General features: G+C 41.8%; 14 protein-coding genes. 11 read left to right on the top strand and 3 right to left on the bottom strand.

Going from position 1 to position 20,716, the window contains the following annotated elements; translation table 11 throughout:
• Positions 1 to 258 precede the first annotated feature (258 nt).
• The 11 genes from ahcY to AK823_RS06060 all read left to right on the top strand — a co-directional run bounded on the left by ahcY (position 259) and on the right by AK823_RS06060 (position 17,211).
• Complete coding sequence (gene ahcY / locus AK823_RS06110; RefSeq protein ID WP_068327321.1) at positions 259 to 1,683, top strand: adenosylhomocysteinase; 1,425 nt, start codon at positions 259 to 261, stop codon at positions 1,681 to 1,683.
• Positions 1,684 to 1,696: 13 nt separating this feature from the next.
• Complete coding sequence (locus AK823_RS06105) at positions 1,697 to 2,551, top strand: methylenetetrahydrofolate reductase (protein ID WP_068035478.1); 855 nt, start codon at positions 1,697 to 1,699, stop codon at positions 2,549 to 2,551.
• Between the two features lie 197 nt (positions 2,552 to 2,748).
• Positions 2,749 to 3,681, top strand: a complete 933-nt coding sequence (locus AK823_RS06100; protein ID WP_068327317.1) for a 16S rRNA (uracil(1498)-N(3))-methyltransferase — start codon at positions 2,749 to 2,751, stop codon at positions 3,679 to 3,681.
• Between the two features lie 126 nt (positions 3,682 to 3,807).
• Positions 3,808 to 5,517: a bifunctional diguanylate cyclase/phosphodiesterase gene (locus tag AK823_RS06095; protein WP_068327312.1), complete on the top strand. Its 1,710-nt coding sequence runs from the start codon at positions 3,808 to 3,810 to the stop codon at positions 5,515 to 5,517.
• Between the two features lie 370 nt (positions 5,518 to 5,887).
• Positions 5,888 to 7,681 (top strand): acyl-CoA dehydrogenase C-terminal domain-containing protein, encoded by a 1,794-nt coding sequence (locus tag AK823_RS06090; RefSeq protein ID WP_068327308.1) that lies wholly within the window; start codon positions 5,888 to 5,890, stop codon positions 7,679 to 7,681.
• Positions 7,682 to 8,074: 393 nt separating this feature from the next.
• Positions 8,075 to 8,497, top strand: coding sequence for a CopG family transcriptional regulator (locus tag AK823_RS06085; protein WP_068035469.1), 423 nt, complete (start codon positions 8,075 to 8,077; stop codon positions 8,495 to 8,497).
• Positions 8,498 to 8,553: 56 nt separating this feature from the next.
• A complete protein-coding gene (locus AK823_RS06080) occupies positions 8,554 to 9,804 on the top strand; it encodes a PHB depolymerase family esterase (RefSeq protein ID WP_068327306.1) in 1,251 nt (416 codons plus the stop codon).
• Positions 9,805 to 10,340: 536 nt separating this feature from the next.
• Positions 10,341 to 12,125, top strand: a complete 1,785-nt coding sequence (locus AK823_RS06075) for an acyl-CoA dehydrogenase C-terminal domain-containing protein (protein ID WP_068327303.1) — start codon at positions 10,341 to 10,343, stop codon at positions 12,123 to 12,125.
• A gap of 314 nt (positions 12,126 to 12,439) precedes the next feature.
• Positions 12,440 to 14,938, top strand: a complete 2,499-nt coding sequence (locus AK823_RS06070; protein ID WP_068327300.1) for a site-specific recombinase — start codon at positions 12,440 to 12,442, stop codon at positions 14,936 to 14,938.
• 561 nt (positions 14,939 to 15,499) lie between these two features.
• On the top strand, positions 15,500 to 16,150 hold the full coding sequence (locus AK823_RS06065) for an IS1595 family transposase (protein WP_068325289.1): 651 nt from the start codon (positions 15,500 to 15,502) through the stop codon (positions 16,148 to 16,150).
• Between the two features lie 119 nt (positions 16,151 to 16,269).
• Complete coding sequence (locus AK823_RS06060) at positions 16,270 to 17,211, top strand: lantibiotic ABC transporter permease (RefSeq protein ID WP_068035461.1); 942 nt, start codon at positions 16,270 to 16,272, stop codon at positions 17,209 to 17,211.
• Positions 17,212 to 17,397: 186 nt separating this feature from the next.
• Here AK823_RS06060 and AK823_RS06055 read toward each other — a convergent pair whose 3' ends face one another.
• From AK823_RS06055 to pdxA, 3 genes are all read right to left on the bottom strand, one after another.
• Entirely contained in the window at positions 17,398 to 18,234 is an 837-nt protein-coding gene (locus AK823_RS06055; protein ID WP_068035459.1) for a symmetrical bis(5'-nucleosyl)-tetraphosphatase, read from the bottom strand.
• A gap of 302 nt (positions 18,235 to 18,536) precedes the next feature.
• Positions 18,537 to 19,400, bottom strand: coding sequence for a 16S rRNA (adenine(1518)-N(6)/adenine(1519)-N(6))-dimethyltransferase RsmA (rsmA, locus tag AK823_RS06050; protein ID WP_068035457.1), 864 nt, complete (start codon positions 19,398 to 19,400; stop codon positions 18,537 to 18,539).
• 207 nt (positions 19,401 to 19,607) lie between these two features.
• Positions 19,608 to 20,675, bottom strand: coding sequence for a 4-hydroxythreonine-4-phosphate dehydrogenase PdxA (gene pdxA / locus AK823_RS06045; RefSeq protein ID WP_068327298.1), 1,068 nt, complete (start codon positions 20,673 to 20,675; stop codon positions 19,608 to 19,610).
• Between the last annotated feature and the right edge of the window lie 41 nt (positions 20,676 to 20,716).

The raw sequence follows: 20,716 nt of genomic DNA, 5'->3' as shown, positions 1-20,716 counted from the left end.
AACTATATATACCTCTATTACCTAACATTTATGTTATCCAGTAGGTGACAATCGCAGACTCATCTATTACAATAACGACCTCCGAGAGGTGTTGCACCATAATTATTGATCTTTGTATTCAGGCTATAGAGCCATACAAATCATAAACTATGTTAGGCTCGGTTAACTGTTGAGTGTCCATCATTTTGGATACTGACAGCGCAAACAACGGCACCTGCGTTTTTATTCTTTTTATCTATTAACTGATAGGAGCATATTATGGACGCAGTGTCTAACATACCATCTGCCCATACGATCAATCCCTCTTTTATTGACTATAAAGTTGCTGACATCAGCTTAGCTGACTACGGTCGCCGTGAAATCTCCCTTGCTGAAGCCGAAATGCCTGCCCTAATGGGTTTGCGTCGTCGCTATGAAGCTGACCAACCGCTCAAAGGCGCAAAAATCGCCGGCTGTATTCACATGACCATCCAGACTGCTGTCCTTATCGAGACACTAGTCGCGTTAGGTGCTGAAGTACGCTGGACTTCATGTAACATCTTCTCAACTCAAGATCATGCTGCTGCGGCTATTGCGGCTGCTGGTATCTCTGTTTATGCTTGGAAAGGCGAAACCGAAGAAGAGTATGAGTGGTGCTTACGTCAACAAATCCATGTTGGCGGTGAAGAATCAGGTCAGCTTTGGGATGCAAACTTAATTTTGGATGATGGCGGTGATTTAACCGCGTTGATTCACAATGATTATGCCCAAATGCTTGATAGCATCCATGGTATCTCAGAAGAGACTACTACAGGTGTGCATCGCTTGGTTGAGATGCTCAATAAAGGCACGCTAAAAGTACCAGCGATCAACGTCAACGACGCGGTTACTAAATCTAAAAATGACAACAAATACGGCTGCCGTCATAGCTTAAATGACGCCATCAAACGTGCTACTGACATGTTCCTTGCTGGTCGCCGCGCTCTAGTTATTGGTTATGGTGATGTGGGTAAAGGCTCTACGCAAAGTCTACGTCAAGAAGGCATGATTGTACGTGTCTCAGAAGTCGATCCTATCTGTGCCATGCAGGCATGTATGGATGGCTTTGAAGTATTATCACCTTACATCAATGGCGATAACACTGGCGGCGCAGAAAATATCAACAAGCGCTTGCTCGAAGATACCGACATGATTGTCACCACTACTGGCAACTACCATGTTTGTGATAGACACATGCTAGCCGCATTGAAGCCGGGCGCCGTGGTCTGCAACATCGGTCACTTTGACACCGAAATCGACACGCAATTTATGCGTGACAACTGGCGCTGGGTTGAGATCAAGCCACAAGTGCATCAAATCTTCCGCTCAGACGATGAAAACGATTATTTGATTTTGCTTGCTGAAGGTCGTCTAGTAAACCTAGGTAACGCAACCGGTCACCCATCACGTGTGATGGACGGCTCATTTGCCAACCAAGTATTGGCACAAATGTATCTGTTCGAAGAAAAGTTCGCTGACTTGCCAGTTGATGAGCGCACTGACAACTTATACGTCAGAGTATTGCCTAAAAAACTCGACGAAGAAGTCGCTGCTGCGATGGTTGCAGGTTTTAACGGTACGCTAACCAAGCTGACTGAAAAGCAAGCGGAGTATTTGGGTGTGCCTGTCGAAGGTCCGTTCAAGCCTGACGCTTATAAATACTAAAAGGAGCTAGCCTGTGAGTAAGCCTGCTTTCTCCTTTGAGTTTTTCCCTGCTAAGACCGAGCAAGGCCACGAAAAGCTACTTAGCACTTACGATGAGTTGAATAAGCTATCACCGACCTACTTTTCGGTAACGTATGGTGCTGGCGGTTCAACTCGTAGCCGCACCTTAGATATCGTACAAGCATTATGTGCACGCGGTGAGACAGATATTGCGCCGCACATGTCTTGTATTGGCGATGACAAGACTGAAATAGCCGAACTCTTAACGCATTATAAGAGCTTAGGTATCAAGCGTTTGGTAGCCCTGCGTGGTGATTTACCCTCAGGTCAGGTCGGCATGGGTGAGCTGCCGTTTGCATTAGACTTAGTTAAGTTTATTCGTGAACATTCAGGCGATCACTTCCATATCGAAGTGGCTGCGTATCCTGAAATGCATCCACAAGCACGTAGCTTTGAGTTTGATATTGACAACTTGGTCAATAAATACCAAGCTGGCGCCAATGCTTCGATCACCCAGTTCTTTTATAACGCTGATAGCTATTTGTATCTGCGTGATACTTTAGAGAAGCGCGGTATCGATACAGTAGTACAGCCATTGGTGGCTGGTATTATGCCTATTACTAACTCTAGTAACCTAATGCGCTTTGCTGATAGCTGTGGTGCTGATATTCCACGTTACGTGCGCAAGCGATTGACTGATTTCGGTGATGATCGTAAAGCTATTCGCGAGTTTGGCTTTGATGTCGTCTATCGTCTGTGTGAGCGCTTAATCAGCGAGGGCGTACCTGCCATGCATTTTTATAGCATGAATAAAGTTGAGCCCAACAAGCGCTTAGTTGAAGCTTTAGGTCTTACTTCCCAGATTTAACGCAAATTCTTCTAATGGCTGGCATTCTTTGGAATGCCAGCTTTTTTATGCTGTTCATTAATTTTGCATATCAATTAGATGGTTAAAAAATTTACTCTTATACTAAGCTCTATTTACTATAGAGATACTTTTACCTAAACAATATTCTGCTAAGATATTGAGAAAGATTATTGTTTGAAATACAGGATTAAGTGATTGTGCGACGTTTTTTTTATGCTATAAGTGATGAACGCGATGCCAGTAGCAACATCGATATCAATTACCCTAAACTGAGTACTTTATCTGTTGGCTCAGAGCTTGCATTAACAGAAGGTATCGTACATCACTGGTGCCGCGTATTACGTGCAAATGTTGGTGACCAAGGTATTCTGTTCGATGGTTTTGGTGGTGAATATCGTGTACAGCTACAAGAGATTAGTAAAAAGCACGCAACCGTCACCTTATTAGCACATTTAGATGATGATCGTAGTGCGCTTGTCATCAGCAAAATCGGCTTAGTGATGAGTCGTGGCGAACGTATGGACTATGCAATTCAGAAAGCCACTGAGCTAGGCGTGACCGCTATTCAGTTGTTAAGCAGCCATCATGGTGAAGTTAATTTAAAACCTGCGCAAGTAGACAAAAAGCTTTTACACTGGCAGCAAGTAGCTATCGCCGCATGCGAGCAGTGCGGATTAAATCGACCGCCGCTTATTCTTGCACCTCAGTCTATTGACCAATGGTTGAGAGCAGATACAGCTATTAACGCTGTGAGCAAAGTTACTGCTAACAGTATAAATGAGAATACTGAGAAAAATATTAACGGCCTGCCCGTCAGCCCTATTGTCGCGGCACTAAGCCAAGATGCTTACTATCAGATATTACAGCAGCCATCAGACTTACGCTTACAAATGAGTGTGCCAGCAGCAGGACAACCTGCTATGCCTGAGTCCTTGTTAGCAGTACTGAAACGCGAATCACCCTATATCAAGCTATTGATTGGCCCTGAAGGTGGACTGAGTGACGATGAGCGTGCGCAAGCAGAAAAAGCTCACTTTTCCCCTTGGCAAATCGGTAATCGAGTACTCCGTACAGAGACGGCACCTGTAGTCGCTCTAGCCACATTAAATGCGCTTTATCATCAACATTAATAAACAAACATACTCATTTATTATTAAAAATAAAATCCAGTGAGTGAATGCCTAATGACTATCTTACTCGCTAAGCTTATGAAAATGTGCATGACTACCACCTTGATTGACTATTGAGTCTCAATTATGACTACCTTTGTTCCCATCTCACCATCGATTAAGCAGCAATTATTATTGGAGCTGTGTGAGTGCCTGGAAGATGCCGTATTTATCTTAGATGCCAATCTACGCTATATGTCAGTTAATGCTGCTTATGAAGCAATGATTGGTTTTGAAGAGCCATTTATGATTGGTCGACCACTTGGTATATATGCCGCTGAATTCCTATCAGAGAAAGAGCGTTCTATATTACAGGATATATCTAATCAATTGGATGACGATGGTTTTTATGAAAATAATTTTGCCCTATTAAACCGTTACGGTCGAACGCTTAACTGTCATATATCTTACCGTAGGATCTATGCCGATGAAACCGTTTATTATGTAGGAATGGTGCGCGATATCTCCTCAGTCGTAGAAGACCAACAACAAGTCGCCCATCTACTTAATCACAATCAGCTGACAGGTCTACCCAATCGCAAAGTGTTTTTGAGTCAGACCAATGATGTATTGATGGATAGCTTCCAAGAAGTGGTTATTATTCGAGTAAATATCGACCGTTATCGTATTTTGATTAACAATCTCGGACAAGACAACGTCGATGCCCTTATCAAAGAATTTGTCGCTAGAATCAATGGCCTTGAGCTTAATCAACTACTGTGCTTTTCACACTTAGGTGGTGATGATTTTGGGTTGTTATTCGAGTTTACAGATGCCCATATGGTACGCCATGAGCTCGATAGCCTGATGCATATGTGTGAGCGACCGTTTGTCTTAAACAGCACTAGTATCTATTTGCAAATCTCCGTCGGCGTCAGCTATTACCCTAAAGACGGTAATCAATTGAGCAGCTTACTAAACAAGGCTGAAAAGGCTTTACAGTATGCTAAGGAGCATGGAGGCGATGATGTTTGGTGGTATAACGATGAGCTAAACTGTCCATCAATTGATAGTATGCAGTTAGAGACCGAGCTGCGTGAAGCGATAGTTGCTAAGCAGTTCATAGCATATTATCAGCCTAAAGTAGCTCTAGATACTGGGGTTATTACTGGTTTTGAGGCATTGGTACGCTGGCAACATCCTACACGCGGGCTACTACAACCAAAGGACTTTATTGAAGCTATTATTAAACATAAACTGTCATTTGATTTATTTCGCCAAATGGCTTTTCAAATTGCTGAGCAGTTATGCATTTGGGAGTCAATGAACTTTACCCAACATGTCTGTATTAATACGGATGCTGCTGAATTTAGCCATCCTGAGTTTTTTGACTTTGTAAGCAATCTCTTTACTCAATACTCTATTCAACCTCACCAGTTGCATATTGAGGTCACTGAATCTTCTCTGATGCTACGGCACGCTAGTGTTAAGCAACAGCTTATTGCTCTAAAAGCACTGGGGGTCTGTTTAGCACTCGATGATTTTGGTACTGGCTACGCCTCGCTCAGTTATTTGCAAGAATACCCTTTTGACTTTATTAAAATTGATAAAAGCTTCATCGATAAAATCGTTGATAACCGTACGCAGTCCGCTATAGTTAAAGCTATATTAGATTTGGCTATTGCTTTAGATATGAGCGCTATCGCTGAAGGAATCGAGACCGAACAACAGCGCGATTTGTTATTACAAATGGGCTGTAAGTATGGACAAGGTTACTGGTTTGGTCGGCCTGTCTGCGCTGATATAGCAACCAAAATGTTGAGGCACTCGTCTCTTCCGAATACGGATCTCAATTAGTTTAAACAATCGTTACTACTATATAGATTGGCTTATATAGCTTTTCTTCGCACCGTAGTTAGCCCTGTTTTAGTACTATTTTTTGTTCGCTAACGTTGATTATATAAAGGATGCAAGATGGGTTGATGACTTATCAGTATTACAACCAAACTTGTATAATTCCCAGTGAACGCCTATCTTTTGTGGTGAATTTACTAATACAGTCATAATTCTTTTATCATTTTTCAACGTTATTTTATATGACCGGTGTCGTTGCTTCTAGTCATTAGTGTAGGCAAGTCTGATACCAGTAACATACTAACAGCTAAGATATCAATAAATAGAGTCGTTCATTCGCTGTCGGTCATACCCAAAAAAAGGACAGGAAGTTATGCAGTACAAAGCCCCTTTACGTGATATTCAATTCGTCATGCATGAGTTACTTGATAGCGAAAGCCACTATAAACGCTTACCAAAATTTCAAGAAGCTGACCGTGAACTAATGGACAGCCTGTTTGAGATGGCTGCAAGTTTTGCTGAAAATGAATTGTCACCGCTAAATCAAAGTGGCGATGCTGAGGGCTGCCAGTTTGATAATGGCAAGGTTACAACGCCTAAAGGCTTTAAAGAAGCTTATAAGCAGTATTGTGAGCTTGGCTTCCCTGCACTCTCTGCTGAAGAAGATTTTGGTGGTCAAAACATGCCATTTTCATTATCTACGGTCATCAATGAGATGGTTGGTACGGCTAACTGGTCATTCTCTATGTATCCTGGCTTGTCACATGGCGCTATCCAAACCATCGAGCACCATGGTACTGACAGCCAAAAAGAAACTTATTTAGAAAAAATGGTCACTGGCGAATGGTCAGGTACTATGTGTCTTACTGAAGCACATGCGGGCTCTGACTTGGGTATTATCCGTACCAAAGCTCAGCCGAATGACGATGGCAGCTATAGCATTACTGGTCAAAAGATTTTTATTTCAGCTGGCGAGCATGACTTGGCTGAGAACATTATTCATATCTGCTTAGCGCGTTTGCCAGGTGCACCTGCTGGTACCAAAGGCATTTCATTATTTATCGTACCAAAGATAATGGTTAATGAAGACAATAGCTTAGGCGAAAACAATAACGTTGTCTGCGGCTCTATCGAGCACAAAATGGGTATTAAAGCCTCAGCGACTTGTGTCATGAACTTTGATGGTGCAATCGGTTATTTGATTGGCCCAGAAAACCGTGGCCTACAGTGCATGTTTACTTTTATGAACGTGGCACGTATCGGCACTGCTGTTCAGGGTCTAACTGCTGCAGAGTATGCGTTCCAAGGCTCGCTTACTTATGCCAAAGATCGTCTAGCAATGCGTTCACTATCAGGTGCTAAAGCGCCAGATAAAGTCGCTGATCCTATCATCGTGCATCCAGCTGTCCGTAATATGCTATTGACTGAAAAAGCCTTCGCTGAAGGTGGCCGCGCACTAGTATATTATCTCTCTCATTTTGCAGATACTGTCGCAAAAGGCGAAGGCGACGATCTTAAATTTGCGGATCAAATGCTGTCATTACTGACGCCAATTGCAAAAGCGTTCTTAACCGAAACTGGTCTAGAAGCTGCTAATCATGGCGTGCAAGTCTATGGTGGTCATGGCTTCATTAGCGAATGGGGCATGGAGCAAAACGTCCGTGATACGCGTATCGCCTGCTTGTACGAAGGTACTACTGAGATTCAAGCACTTGATCTACTTGGTCGTAAAGTCTTAGGCTCACAAGGCAAATTGCTTGCAAACTTTGTCAATATCATTCAAAATTTCTGCGAAGATAATAAAGACAACGATGAGATGGGCCAGTTCATCCGTCCACTTGCCAAGCATTTAAAAGAATGGGGCGATTTGACGGCACGTATTGGCATGCAAGCAACTGAAAACCCAGATGCCGTTGGCGGTGCTGCCGTTGATTACATGTATTTCAGTGGCTATGTTACCCTTGCCTATTTATGGGCACGTATGGCATTGGTTGCTCAAACTGAGATTACAAACGGCAACAGTGAACATGCCTTCTATGACGCCAAGGTTAAAACAGCACAGTTCTATTTTGCTAAGTTGTTACCGCGCACTACTACGCATGTACAACGTATCAGTACTGGTGTTGAGCCGTACATGAGCATGGACGTTGATCAATTTGCTTTTTAGAATCAAGCCTAGATAAACTCTATTATGGTTAGATGCTACAAATTTTGATCGATGAAGAATTTAGAAGCGGTATAAGGATCGGCAACATACTTAGATATGTTGCCGATTTTTTGGTATTGGCTTATTGATAGTGTGCAGTTTGATAAGTAGTTTAAGTGCCATAGCCTACGATAGCTCATACTAATTTGAAATTTAGATCAGATATGTTACTTGTATAAGTCTTCCGCGTTGCTTTAATCTTTAAATTTTTAGGGATGGTATGAGTATAGATTTAAAAGTACTTTAAGAACTTCGCTTGTTAATTTTTATTAAAATATTAATTTTATACTCCAATTGGATTCTATATGGAGTATAATTACCACATCAAGCAGTTTTTACTCAAAGGAAGACACGATGGCAAGCAACAATATAACGCCTATTCGTACTAGAGCAGGTGATACAGAAAAGGTCACTATTAATTTAGGCTACGTTGATCTTGGACAAGTCGACTTAATGGTGCAGGAAGGTTTCTATTCTAATCGCACTGACTTTATTCGCACTGCGATACGCAATCAGCTAACCACGCATGCTGACGTGGTGCGTCAAACCGTTGCTCGTAAAACCTTAGAGTTAGGCCTACGTCATTACACCCGCGCCGATCTTGAAGACGTTCAAGAGCGTAATGAAAAATTACATATTCAAGTATTGGGTCTGGCGACCATCGCGGCAGACGTAACCCCAGAACTGGTGGAAGCTACTATTGAAAGTATTACGGTATTAGGTGTGCTGCAGGCAAGCCCAGAGATAAAAGCCGTATTGGTTAACAAAATGATTTAAGCATTTTCTTTTACGACCACTCTTAAAATTTGTATGAATGTAACGGGAAATAACAAATGAGTTTTTCAAAATTTAGCATGATACCACCGCATCTTGAAGAAGCGATGAAACTGATGAAATCAGGCCAGCTACAAGAGGCCACTAACTTAATTCAAAAGAACTTGAGCGGCGCAGCACCAGCCAGCCATACTGATGAGAAGACTATCAAGGATGTGACGCCTGATATAGCATCTGATGTGCCAACGCTACAAGATCGTTTGACCCCGACCCCGACGGACAAGCCTACAAGCACTGATAAGCTGTCCAGTAAACTGCCTAATCACTTGCAAGATCTTACAGATAAAATGAAGAATTTTAAGCTGGACTTACCAACGGTTATGAATGTGAGTACCCTGCGTACTGGGTTCAATACGCATAATGAGCCGACTATTCCTGACAATGCGCAATTTCTTAAAGGCACCCTTAAGTCATCTCAAGGAAATCATGACTACCGGTTATATATTCCCTCAAACTACACAAAAGCAGTGGAAGAAGGTTTACATTTACCTCTAATAGTCATGCTGCATGGTTGTACTCAATCACCGGAAGATTTTGCAGCGGGTACACGTATGAATGAGTTGGCAGAAGAACACCGTTGCCTGATCGTCTATCCTTCTCAGCCAGCTTCTGCTAATCAAAATCGCTGTTGGAACTGGTTTAAACCTACTGATCAACGGCAAGGTCAAGGTGAGCCTGCATGGCTTGCGGCATTGACTCAATCTATTATTAAAGATTACGCAGTGGACTCATCACGTGTATACATTGCAGGGCTATCCGCAGGCGCTGCTATGGCAGTGATTATGGCAGAGGCTTATCCAGAACTATATGCAGCGATTGGCGTGCATTCAGGGTTAGCTTATCGCAGTGCCACCGATCTGCCGTCTGCATTAATGACAATGCGTCAGGGTGGCGCAGCTACTCCAAAACGTACAGGGAGTAGTAAGTTTGTCCCGACGATTGTGTTTCATGGTGATCAGGATCATACGGTGAGTATCCGTAATGGCGGGCAGATCTTTGAGCAGGCAGAGCAGCACTTACAAGCGCAAGAAACTGGTTTAACGACCCACCAGCATAAGCAATGCTCTGAGCAAAATTGTCGCAGTACTCAACTAGAGATTCGTGATAGTAAAGGGGTTAGTCAGTTAGAATATTGGAAGATTCACGGGGCTGGGCATAGCTGGGCAGGCGGCAGTAGCGCAGGGTCTTACACTGATCCCAAGGGTCCAGATGCTTCAAAGGAGATGCTGCGGTTTTTCTTAAATCACTAATTTTCAACTTGATTTATATAAAGATTTTAAGCTGCACTGTTTGCACCTCAAAGCTAAATCAGTAGTGGTATTAAGCGATACATGAGCATAAACGTTTATACATTTTCTTTTGAATTAAGCAGTTAGATATGCAGTTAGATATATAATCAAAAACTGCATTTGGACGTTAGTATAGTGATTTAAATGGCTTATTATCGGCAGCGTACTTCAGTATGTTGCCGATTTATTTTGTTTATATTAAGGTCTGTTGAACATTCAAATATGTTATTTGCGCGCTGCAAGAGTGCATGCGAACTTTTAGTGTACGCACTATTCACTAAGAGATACACAAGCTCATCTACTAATTTGCTAAACTTTACTTATTGTCACAAGTCTAAATCTGTTAATAACCGTTGCAGTAGTTACCGTTGCTCCTTAAGAACATCATGATAAATATAAGCAAACACTGTATATAGCTTCATAATTAACAATGTAAAATTATAGTTTCAAATACTATGCGAATTAAATTTTATTAATTTTAAACCAAAGGAATGTTTATGGCTGTTTATAATGCCCCTCTGACTGACATGCGCTTCATCTTGACTGATGTCTTTAAAGCTCATGAATTTTGGCAAAATAATGACAATTTGTCTCATGTCGACATGGAAACAGTCGATATGATTTTAGAAGAAATGGCCAAATTAAGTAAAAACGTCTTGCTACCTATCAATCGTAGCGGTGATGAAGAAGGCGCGACTTATCATGGCGATGGCGTCGTCACTACGCCTAAAGGTTTTAAAGAAGCTTATCAGCAATATGCTGAATCAGGTTGGGTCGGACTTGGCGGTAATCCTGAGTATGGTGGACAAGGTTTTCCAAAAATGGTCACCATGCTCACCGAAGAGATGCTCTTTACTACCAACCAATCATTTACGCTCTACCCTAACCTAACGGTTGGCGCAACCTTGTGTCTCAACGCGGCTGGTTCAGAAGAGCAAAAGCAAACGTATTTAGAAAAAATGTACTCAGGCGAATGGTCAGGTACCATGTGCTTAACTGAGCCGCACGCAGGTACTGACTTAGGTATTATCAAAACCAAAGCCATACCAAATGATGATGGTAGCTATAACATCTCTGGTACCAAAATTTTTATTACTGGCGGTGAGCACGACTTAACCGACAATATTATTCATCTCGTATTAGCTAAAACGCCAAATGCTCCAGAAGGCTCAAAAGGTATCTCATTATTCGTTGTACCGAAATTCTTGGTCAATGATGATGGCAGCGTAGGCGAACGTAATACCTTATCAGCTGGCTCTATCGAACACAAAATGGGTATCAAAGCCTCAGCGACTTGTGTCATGAATTTCGACGATGCAAAAGGCTGGATGGTTGGTGCTGAGAATACTGGCCTATCTTCAATGTTCATTATGATGAACTATGAGCGCGTAACGATGGGTCTGCAAGGACTTGGCGGTACTGAGCTTGCTTATCAAAACGCTGCACTTTATGCGTTTGAACGTGGTCAAGGTCGTAGTGATACTCAGCTACAAAGCCCAGAGAAACCAGCTGATGCTATCGTTCACCATGCCGATGTGCGCCGTATGCTATTGAATGCTAAAGCTAACGCTGAAGCATCACGCTGCTTTGCGATGTATGTCGCCAAACAACTAGATACTGAAAAGTTCAGCACTGATCCTGAAGCAGCTCAAGCAGCTGCTGCACGTGTTGCTCTACTAACACCGATTGCAAAAGCGTTCTTAACTGATAAAGCGCTGGAAGCCACTATCGATTGCCAGCAAGTTTTCGGCGGTCATGGCTATGTGCGCGAATGGGGCATGGAGCAAATCGTGCGTGACACGCGTATTGCTCAGATTTATGAAGGTGCAAACGGTATTCAAGCACTTGATCTATTAGGCCGTAAAGTTGCCCGTAACGACGGTAAATATATCACCCATTTCTTAGGTGAAATTCGTGACTATGTTAACACTATGCAAGCTGATCATGGTATTAAGCAAGCGACATTAGATGCCGCTGATACTGTCGAAGAGTTGACTAAAACAGTCTTGACTAACATCGGTTCTCGCAAAAATGAGATTAATGGCTGCGCAGTTGATTATATGCATGCAGTCGGCTATCTATGCTACTCATATATGTTTGCGCTGATGGTTGAAGCAGCTAACGGTAAAGATGGCGAGTTTTATACCAATAAAGCCAAGCTTGCTGATTACTTTGTTGGTCGCGTCTTGCCGCGCATTGATGCTCATGCGCAGATGGTCAAAGCTGGTAGCGATCCAATGATGAATTTTGACTTGGATTATTTTAATGTACCTGCCAGCTAATTAGTCTTCAAAAACTAATAGCTATTTATTTATTAATAAAAACTTACCAACAAAAAAGGACAGTATGATTACTGTCCTTTTTTTTGCCAAAATTAATTGCTAACAAAATAATTCAGCATTGTAATGTGCTTGCGATTAAAATAACTCCAAATAACTTGCATTCACTCTTAGACTGTCAAAAATATTTGCATCTAAACGCTTAATAAATACCTAATAACCTCTAATTTCTCTATAGATAGTCATAGCTATAAATGATATGACATTATAAATATCAAAATATTGACTATCAAAATAATAACGATAAAGGGTACGCTGTGTCAGAGATAAAACGTATTTTACAACAGATTACTGCCTTGAGTGACGTGCCAGAGCCGTCTGTACTTAAGCGCTTGATTAATGAGCTGCGAGTCAATGAGAAAGAGCCTGCACTTGCTAATCAAAATATCCAAACCCTTATCGACATCTTGCGCCAACATCCAGAATATAGCGATGGTCTTGCCAGCTTTGTATTAAAGCTAATCATTCAATACCGTCAAATTGCCCTATATACCGACACTGGCATTATGTCAGATGAAGGTTTTTTTAGTAGTTTACGCCGCTTGATCGGTCATCGGTTTTTACCGCTACTACCTCAGGATGATTCAGTCGTTGAGCTGGTCGGCTATTTGTTTCATAAACGTCAGGATGAACGCTGGCTCGCTCATATCGAAAAAGATAAATGGGATGCTCTCGTCGATCTTCTCAAAGTCAAAGACGAGCATTTACCTCTAGTAGCTACGGCCAAAAACAGTATTCTAAATGCGATTGTTATTTTGTCTTACCGTATTAGCGGTATCGGTCTGCACCCCGATTTAATGGAAGCTTATCCGCAAATTTTGAACTACTCAGCATCCTTTGTCGCACAAAACCAAGAAGCAGTATTGTTCGTTAATCAATATCGGCAGGCGCACGAGCTCGACACGTTAACGGATATTACTCCCGAACATGCGGTCAATCCTGCACCCCTACTTGTCATGCTTGAACAGTGTGAAGATATCGTGGCAACAGTACGTAAACGTATCTATAAGACTGGTATCTCTATTCGCTTGACCAATATGATGTTACGCCTTGATCAAAGCTTACAGCGTATGCGCATTTTGACCGAACTGGTTGCTGATAGCGGTCACAATCGCGACAAAGCCGTGATTGATCTGATTCAGACCCTTATTACGACTGCTAACCGTCGTTACAGTATTGGCTATTTGATTGATAATAATACTAAGCTGCTGTCACGCAAAGTCACTGAAAATGCTAGCCGCGTTGGTGAGCACTATATCAGCACAGATAGAGCTGGCTATCAAAACATGTTCAAAAAAGCGTCCATTGGTGGCTTCATTATTGCCTTTATGGCCACTACTAAAATATTGGCTTATCACTTGGCGCTTGCACCGATGGGGCGAGCATTTATTAACAGTATGATTTATGGTTTAGGCTTTGTTTTTATTCATATCGTGCATGGTACGGTTGCGACTAAGCAGCCAGCAATGACTGCCGCTGCCATTGCTTCGACCATATCGGAAGGCTCTGGAAAAAAATCTCATCAGCTTACTAAGTTATCAGAGCTAGTAGTGGATATCTTGCGCACCCAGTTTATCGCCATCATGGGTAACATTATGCTAGCTATACCAGTAGCATTAATCATCTCTTTTGCTTGGTTACAGTATACAGGCGTACCGATGATTGACACCGATAAAGCAGGACATTTACTTCATGATCTTGACCCCTTTCGATCTTTAGCACTACCCCACGCTGCCATTGCCGGCGTATATCTATTCCTGTCCGGCCTTATTGCTGGTTACTATGATAACTTGGCTGTCTATAATCAGATTGGCGCTCGTATTCGCAGGCATTGGTTGCTCCAGCGTTTACTCCCTGAAACATGGCTTCAGCGTTTGGGTGGCTTTGTGGAAGCCAATCTGGGCGCTATTATGGGCAATTTTTTATTCGGTGTATTCTTAGGTAGTACCGCTACCATTGGCTTCTTATTTGGCTTACCCATTGATATTCGCCATATTGCCTTTGCATCTGCCAATTTGGCTCATGGACTATTCAATATGTCATCGGCACAAATCAGTTGGGATGTTATTTTAATCTCTATTCTTGGTGTTGCACTGATCGGTATGGTCAACCTAATGGTCAGCTTTTCACTGGCACTCTTCGTCGCATTGCGCTCAAAAGAGGTGCAATTCTTTGAATGGAGCCGACTAACAAAACTGGTTTTTGGGCATATCATCAGTCACCCATCTGACTTTTTTTGGCCCCGAGATAAGCCAATGAAATACGCACGTATCGATAGTCAAGGACATATGATATTTGATGATACTGCTGGACAAAAAGGTGGCAAGCCGTTACCTAGCAATTATGTAGTGCGACGTTTATCTGACGTCAAAATATTACCTAAATCTGTAGCTGCTAATGCACAAGGTGAGCAGATGACGACAGATATCTACTATGATAATCAGCCTCAAGACAACGAGCGCGATAACCTCATAGATTCAAATTCACTGAAAAGCTCTGGGCAAACAACACACATCTCTTCACCAAAAGCCTTAGCAAAAAAGGTTGTTGACCTAGATGATGGTTTAGTAGATGAAGAACTTAATAGCGTGCCTTATTCTAGTGATATTCAATACGATAAAGCGACCAAAACACTCGATGCCATTAATAGTAGCGAAAACAGTAGTGCTGATAATGAAAACCCCAATAACAAAGCAGCCGGCGATGCAAAAACGCCATTACCGAAACCTAAAAAACCACCAAAACTGCCTAATTAATAGGACAGTTTTGGTAGCTTTATACTTGGTCAACGGCTGATAACATGTCTAACAATATTTTTTTGATACCTCATTGATATTCATCACATAAATATTCAAAGTTACTAGATTTAGCCATTTACCATAACGTCTGTAATACTAAACCTCATATCTTCAGTCTCAAATATAATTCTTTTAGCTTCGTCTAAAAATATAATATTAGTCATATTATGGCTATTTAATAACCTACTACCTGTATCTATGAATTGAGACAACTCGGAATTTTCCTACTCTCTAAGATCATTGGATCTTAAACAATCCCAGCGTGGTTCAGCATACCCATACGCATCAAAGAGATACTTTTATGGTATTTATCTGCCCAATAGTGATATCGATAATGTCGCAAACCTAGAGAGCATAAAAAGCTCACTGCAAACACCAGTATAAACCATGAAATATGCGGCGTCTTTTTAGTAAAAAATGGCACAGCATTAAAAGGCAGTAAACCGTAACAGTGGCACGATTATGTAATTAAAATATTAGGGGCTGTCCTAGATAAGTAAAATAATCTAGGATAGTCATATGAGAAAGAGTAGATTAAGTTGGTACAAACAAACTAAGCTTATCGAACTATTTGTTGCCGGTTCTACCGCAAGAACAGCAGCAAGCTTAGTGGGTGTTAATAAAACAACAGCCAGCTATTACTTTCACAGGCTAAGACTACTGATTTATGAAAATAGTCAGGAACCTGGCCTTCTAGAAGGCGAAATAGAAGTTGATGAGAGCTACTTTGGCGGCAGACGCAAAGGCAAACGTGGTCGCGGTGCTGGTAACAAAGTTCCTGTTTTTGGACTGCTTAAGCGCAATGGTAGCGTCTATGCTTGTATCATCCCTAATGCCAGAGCTGATACCTTAATCCCTATTATAAGAGAGAAAGTAAAGCCTGATAGTATCGTTTACACAGACTCCTTTAGAAGTTACAACGCACTTGATGTCAGTGAGTTTACCCATTACCGCATTAACCATTCAAAAGAGTTTGTACAAGACAGTAATCATATTAACGGAATAGAGAACTTTTGGAGTCAAGCAAAGCGTCATATGCGTAAATATAATGGCATCCCAAAAGAGCATTTCCATCTGTTTTTAAAGGAATGTGAGTGGCGTTTTAACTACAGTGATCCGAAACGTCAATTACGTCAGCTAAAACAATGGGTTAAAAAGGAACTGAACTAGTTATCTAGGACAGCCCCAAATATTAAAATAGTATCATGTGGGGATTATTTGCATAACGGATGGTAAAAAAAGGGAAGTAATACCCACTTTTTTACGAATATTTTTTATTAGGAAAGGTCATGCTTCTTCGTTTTATTGCGCGCCATAGCACATTAATTATGCCAGTTTGTGCAATTGTGGGCTTTGTTTTTCCAAACTTATCCAATACAGTATTGGTATATTTACCCCAAATATTGTTCTTCTTGATGTTTTTTACTTTACTAGGCATTGACCAATATGCGCTTTTAAAGCGTATAGCGACAAGCTATGTATGGGTTTTTGCCTTGTTACAAAGCGGGGGTATGAGTCTGGTTTTAATAGTAACTGCTTATGCACTCGGTGTACGTGGCGATTGGCTATTGGCGATTGCAGGTCTTGGTGCCACTGCCCCATTGTTCGGTAGTGGTGCGTTGGTCAATGCGGTGGGATTTGATGCACAACTGGCGACGGCAAAAACTATCGCTGCTACGTTCGTTATGCCATGTACATTATTAGGCGTATTGTGGCTATTAGGCGATGACAATGCGCATATAGACGTTGGCATATATGTTAATCGCTTGTTAGTTTATATTGTTATGCCAATAGTGCTAGCTGTGGCGGTGCGTCGGTTCGTTTCACCGCCTATTTTGTCGCGTTATTATCCCAAAATTGCACAGTTTAATATTTTACTCCTGATGTTATTTCCACTGGGACTGATGGCAGGGTTTCGTACTACCTTTGATCATAATCCGTGGCAAGCGTTGTCATTACTGGTGCTAAGTTCTGCATTGGCATTGGTGTTTTATTTTACCGCTTATATAATATATCGGCGTTTTGGCTATGAAAATGCCATTATCGCTGCGTTGGTGTGTGGTGGACGCAATGTATTACTTGCTTACACCATAACTGCACCCTTCATGGGTACGGTGTTTTTACCGTTACTGGGTGCTTTTCAATTACCAGCATTTTGCTTACCCTTACTGGGCAAATATATGGCAAAACGCCATACGACTCGACCTATGGATGTAAAATCAGTTTTCTGAACCGCCTCAACTACTGATAGATGAGTTATCGTTTAGAGGATCTATATTTTGGGTATACCCCAATGAAACCAGTCTATTACACTGATAAAATCTATTAGTAGACCACTCAAAGTAGACTGCTATAACAGAACTACTTAAAACAGACCGCTTATCTAGCCTTGTATATCAAGGTTAGATAAGCGATCATTAAGAGTTCGGACACTGCTCATTTGACGTTATCACTTTGCCATCACTGAGTCGGTAAGCTAGTAGAGAGTTACCCCAAACACAGCCACCATCAAGCGCGCGCGCATGTGGCAAGTCCACTTCACCCTTTAAGGCTGCCCAATGACCAAATAATATTTTGCGAGCACGTGGTACTTGCCATTCAAACCATGGCATAAAATCATCAGGCATATGCTGATCTAGACTAGAAGTAAAACTAAATTCAAGCGTCCCATCCTGCTTGCACAAGCGCATACGGGTAAAATAATTAGATATTGCACGCATCTTGGTAAAGCCATTAATATTATCATGCCAATCATCAGCGTTCTTACTATACAAGTGCGGTAATAGTCGATCCAGTTGTTGCAAACTACCTTTCAATTGCGCCTCTAACTGCTGGGCATATTGTGCAGCTACATCGATCGTCCAATGCGGTGGTATACCTGCATGTACCAATACTGTGCGCTCATCAGGATACGCTAGAATCGGTTGACGCCTTAACCACTGCAATAATTCTTCACTGTCCTCGGCGGCAAAAATCGGCGCGGTTTTATCTTTTTTCCTAATCTTAGTTGCGCCCCGCCATACTGCAAGTAAATTTAAATCATGGTTACCAAGGACAGTCGCCGCCGCACCCTGCTCGCATAGTGCTTTCACATGGCGCAAAGTATTTAACGAATCCTCTCCACGTGCGACTAAGTCACCCGCGAACCATAATTTATCTTGTGTAGGATCAAAATCTAAGGTCTCGAGTAGTTTTTGATACGCAGCATAGCAACCTTGTAAATCACCGATGACATATTGGTGGCGAAAACTCATAATCCCTCGATGATTATCTAAATGATTCTTTTAAATAGCTAGGGCGTGTCCTCAATCTGAACGAGTAAACCTCTAATGGGCTAAAAATGGCTATATTTCCGTCACTCTTTGAAAATTTCTAGACAATATACTCATATTCTCTGCAAAATTTCCTTTGATTGACAAAAATCTATCTCATTTTTATTACCATTATCAAAATGAGGATACACCCTAAGTACTAATGATAATAGCGCTGTACACGTGTGAAAGTACAACGACTGACTATTGCAATTGAACTATTAGTTGTTGAATCCAGGTAGAGCTTATTCTTCTACACTCTTGGCTTGATTACTTAACGCCACAAAGTCGCTCACACTGAGTGTTTCTGGACGTGCTTGAGGATCAATACCACAAGCTGCAAAGTCATCTTCACTCAAGGTCGGTAATAGCGTTGATTTTTTGAAGATAGCACGTAAAGTTTTGCGGCGATGGTTAAAGGTTTCACGCACCACGATAGCAAAATACTGTTCATCCTCTGCGACGACTGGTTTATCAATATGCGGTGTCAGACGAAACACAGCACTGGTCACTTTAGGCGGTGGATTAAACGCGCCTCTAGGAACAGTCAGCAGATAGTCAGTCTCGCAGTGATATTGCATAATAACTGACAGACGACCATAAGTTTTGCTACCGACATCAGCAGTGATACGCTCGACCACTTCTTTTTGCAGCATAAAATGCATGTCTTGAATGACATCAGAATAGCCAAGCAAATGAAACAGTATTGGCGTTGAGATATTATAAGGCAGGTTGCCCACCACACGTAGCTTGCCACGATCGGTGCTATAAAATTCACGATAGTCCACATTCATGGCATTTTCTTTAACAATCGTAAAGTTAGGATGGCTGTTTGCGCCGATACGAATGCGTAAGCTATCTGCTAAATCACGATCCAGCTCAACCACGGTCATGGCATCAACTTCTGCCAATAAAGGCTCAGTCAAAGCACCCATACCAGGGCCAATTTCTATCAAGTTGTCATCGCGGTCTAGACGAATACTATCAACAATTTGGCGAATAATACTGCTGTCATGTAAAAAGTTTTGACCAAAGCGTTTACGCGGTTGGTGTTTGGCAGTTCGCAAGCTAGCAGCTAATGTATTAGCATCAAACGAGTTTGTGGACATAAAAGATTCTTAATTAATGAGAAACGAAATAATAAAATGAGATTACAAAGCTACAGAATAGCTTATTAATAGACATCAACAATATAGGACGATGCTGAAAGATAATTTTGCAGCATTGTATTTTATAGCATTGTATTGGGTCAAAATTATACCACAGCTTATAATCTGGCTGTATTTTAGCATCATGCTTCATTCTGCATACGTTAACTATCTAGATAATGACTTGTTAGCCATCTCATTTGCCATAACTAATGCCTGATACAAGCTAGTAGCACTTGCACCGCCGCCCCCTGCCAAATCAAGCGCTGTGCCATGATCGACTGACGTACGAATATAAGGCAATCCTAAGGTTAGGTTAACCGTATCACCAAAGCCGTGCGATTTTAGCACAGGAAGTCCTTGGTCATGATACATTGCAATCACCGCGTCACATTTATTTAAATGCCTAGAGGTGAATAACGTATCGGCTGGCATCGCTTCTGATACGTTTACGCCAGCGGCAATAAACTCTTGCAGTACGGGGTTGATAATCTCAATTTCTTCCATGCCTAAATGTCCACCTTCACCTGCATGCGGATTAAGACCGCAAACTAATATACACGGATTTGCTATGCCAAACTTCGACTGCATATCATCAAGTACGATTTGCACGGTTTGGCGAACATTATCTACAGTGATAGCAGCAGGTACATCTCTTAAAGCTAGATGAGTCGTAACTAAAGCAACTTTCATCACTTGATTGGCCAGCATCATTACCACTTTTTCACAGCCACTTTGCTGCATAAAAAATTCCGTGTGACCGCTAAACATAGTGCCATCTAATAGTTTAATATCTGCATCAATTAACGCAGACTTCTGTAAGGGCCCAGTGACGATGGCGGCTACGGTTTCGCTCACTGCAAGCTGATGAGCGATTTCCAATTGTTTGGCAACCATTGCTGCATTCTTAGTGTCAATACGACCTGCCAGCACAGGCTCTGCACAAGGTATGTCCAATAATAGAAATGCATTGTTTGCCGTATTAAAGTCCATACTATCAATATCAGTTATTAACGATGAAGTGAGCGCGACACTCTGCCAAGTAGGACAGTTTTTTAGTACACCAGCAGCGATTAGTTGGTCTGCACGCGTTTGCATTGCTTTGGCATCGGCTGTCACCCAGATTGGCCGCGCAAAATCCTGTAATTTCCCTGCTTCTGCTAATAACAATACTACATCCATACCGATACCGGCAGGGTCACCTGTAGTGATTAATAACGGTTGTTTTTGACTCATGAATTTATCCTTATTTTTGTCTTAAATACCAGATATTATTA

It is taken from the genome of Psychrobacter sp. P2G3 (assembly GCF_001593285.1).
In the GTDB taxonomy this organism is placed as follows: Bacteria; Pseudomonadota; Gammaproteobacteria; order Pseudomonadales; family Moraxellaceae; genus Psychrobacter.
This window is presented reverse-complemented; position numbering and strand designations above follow the sequence as displayed.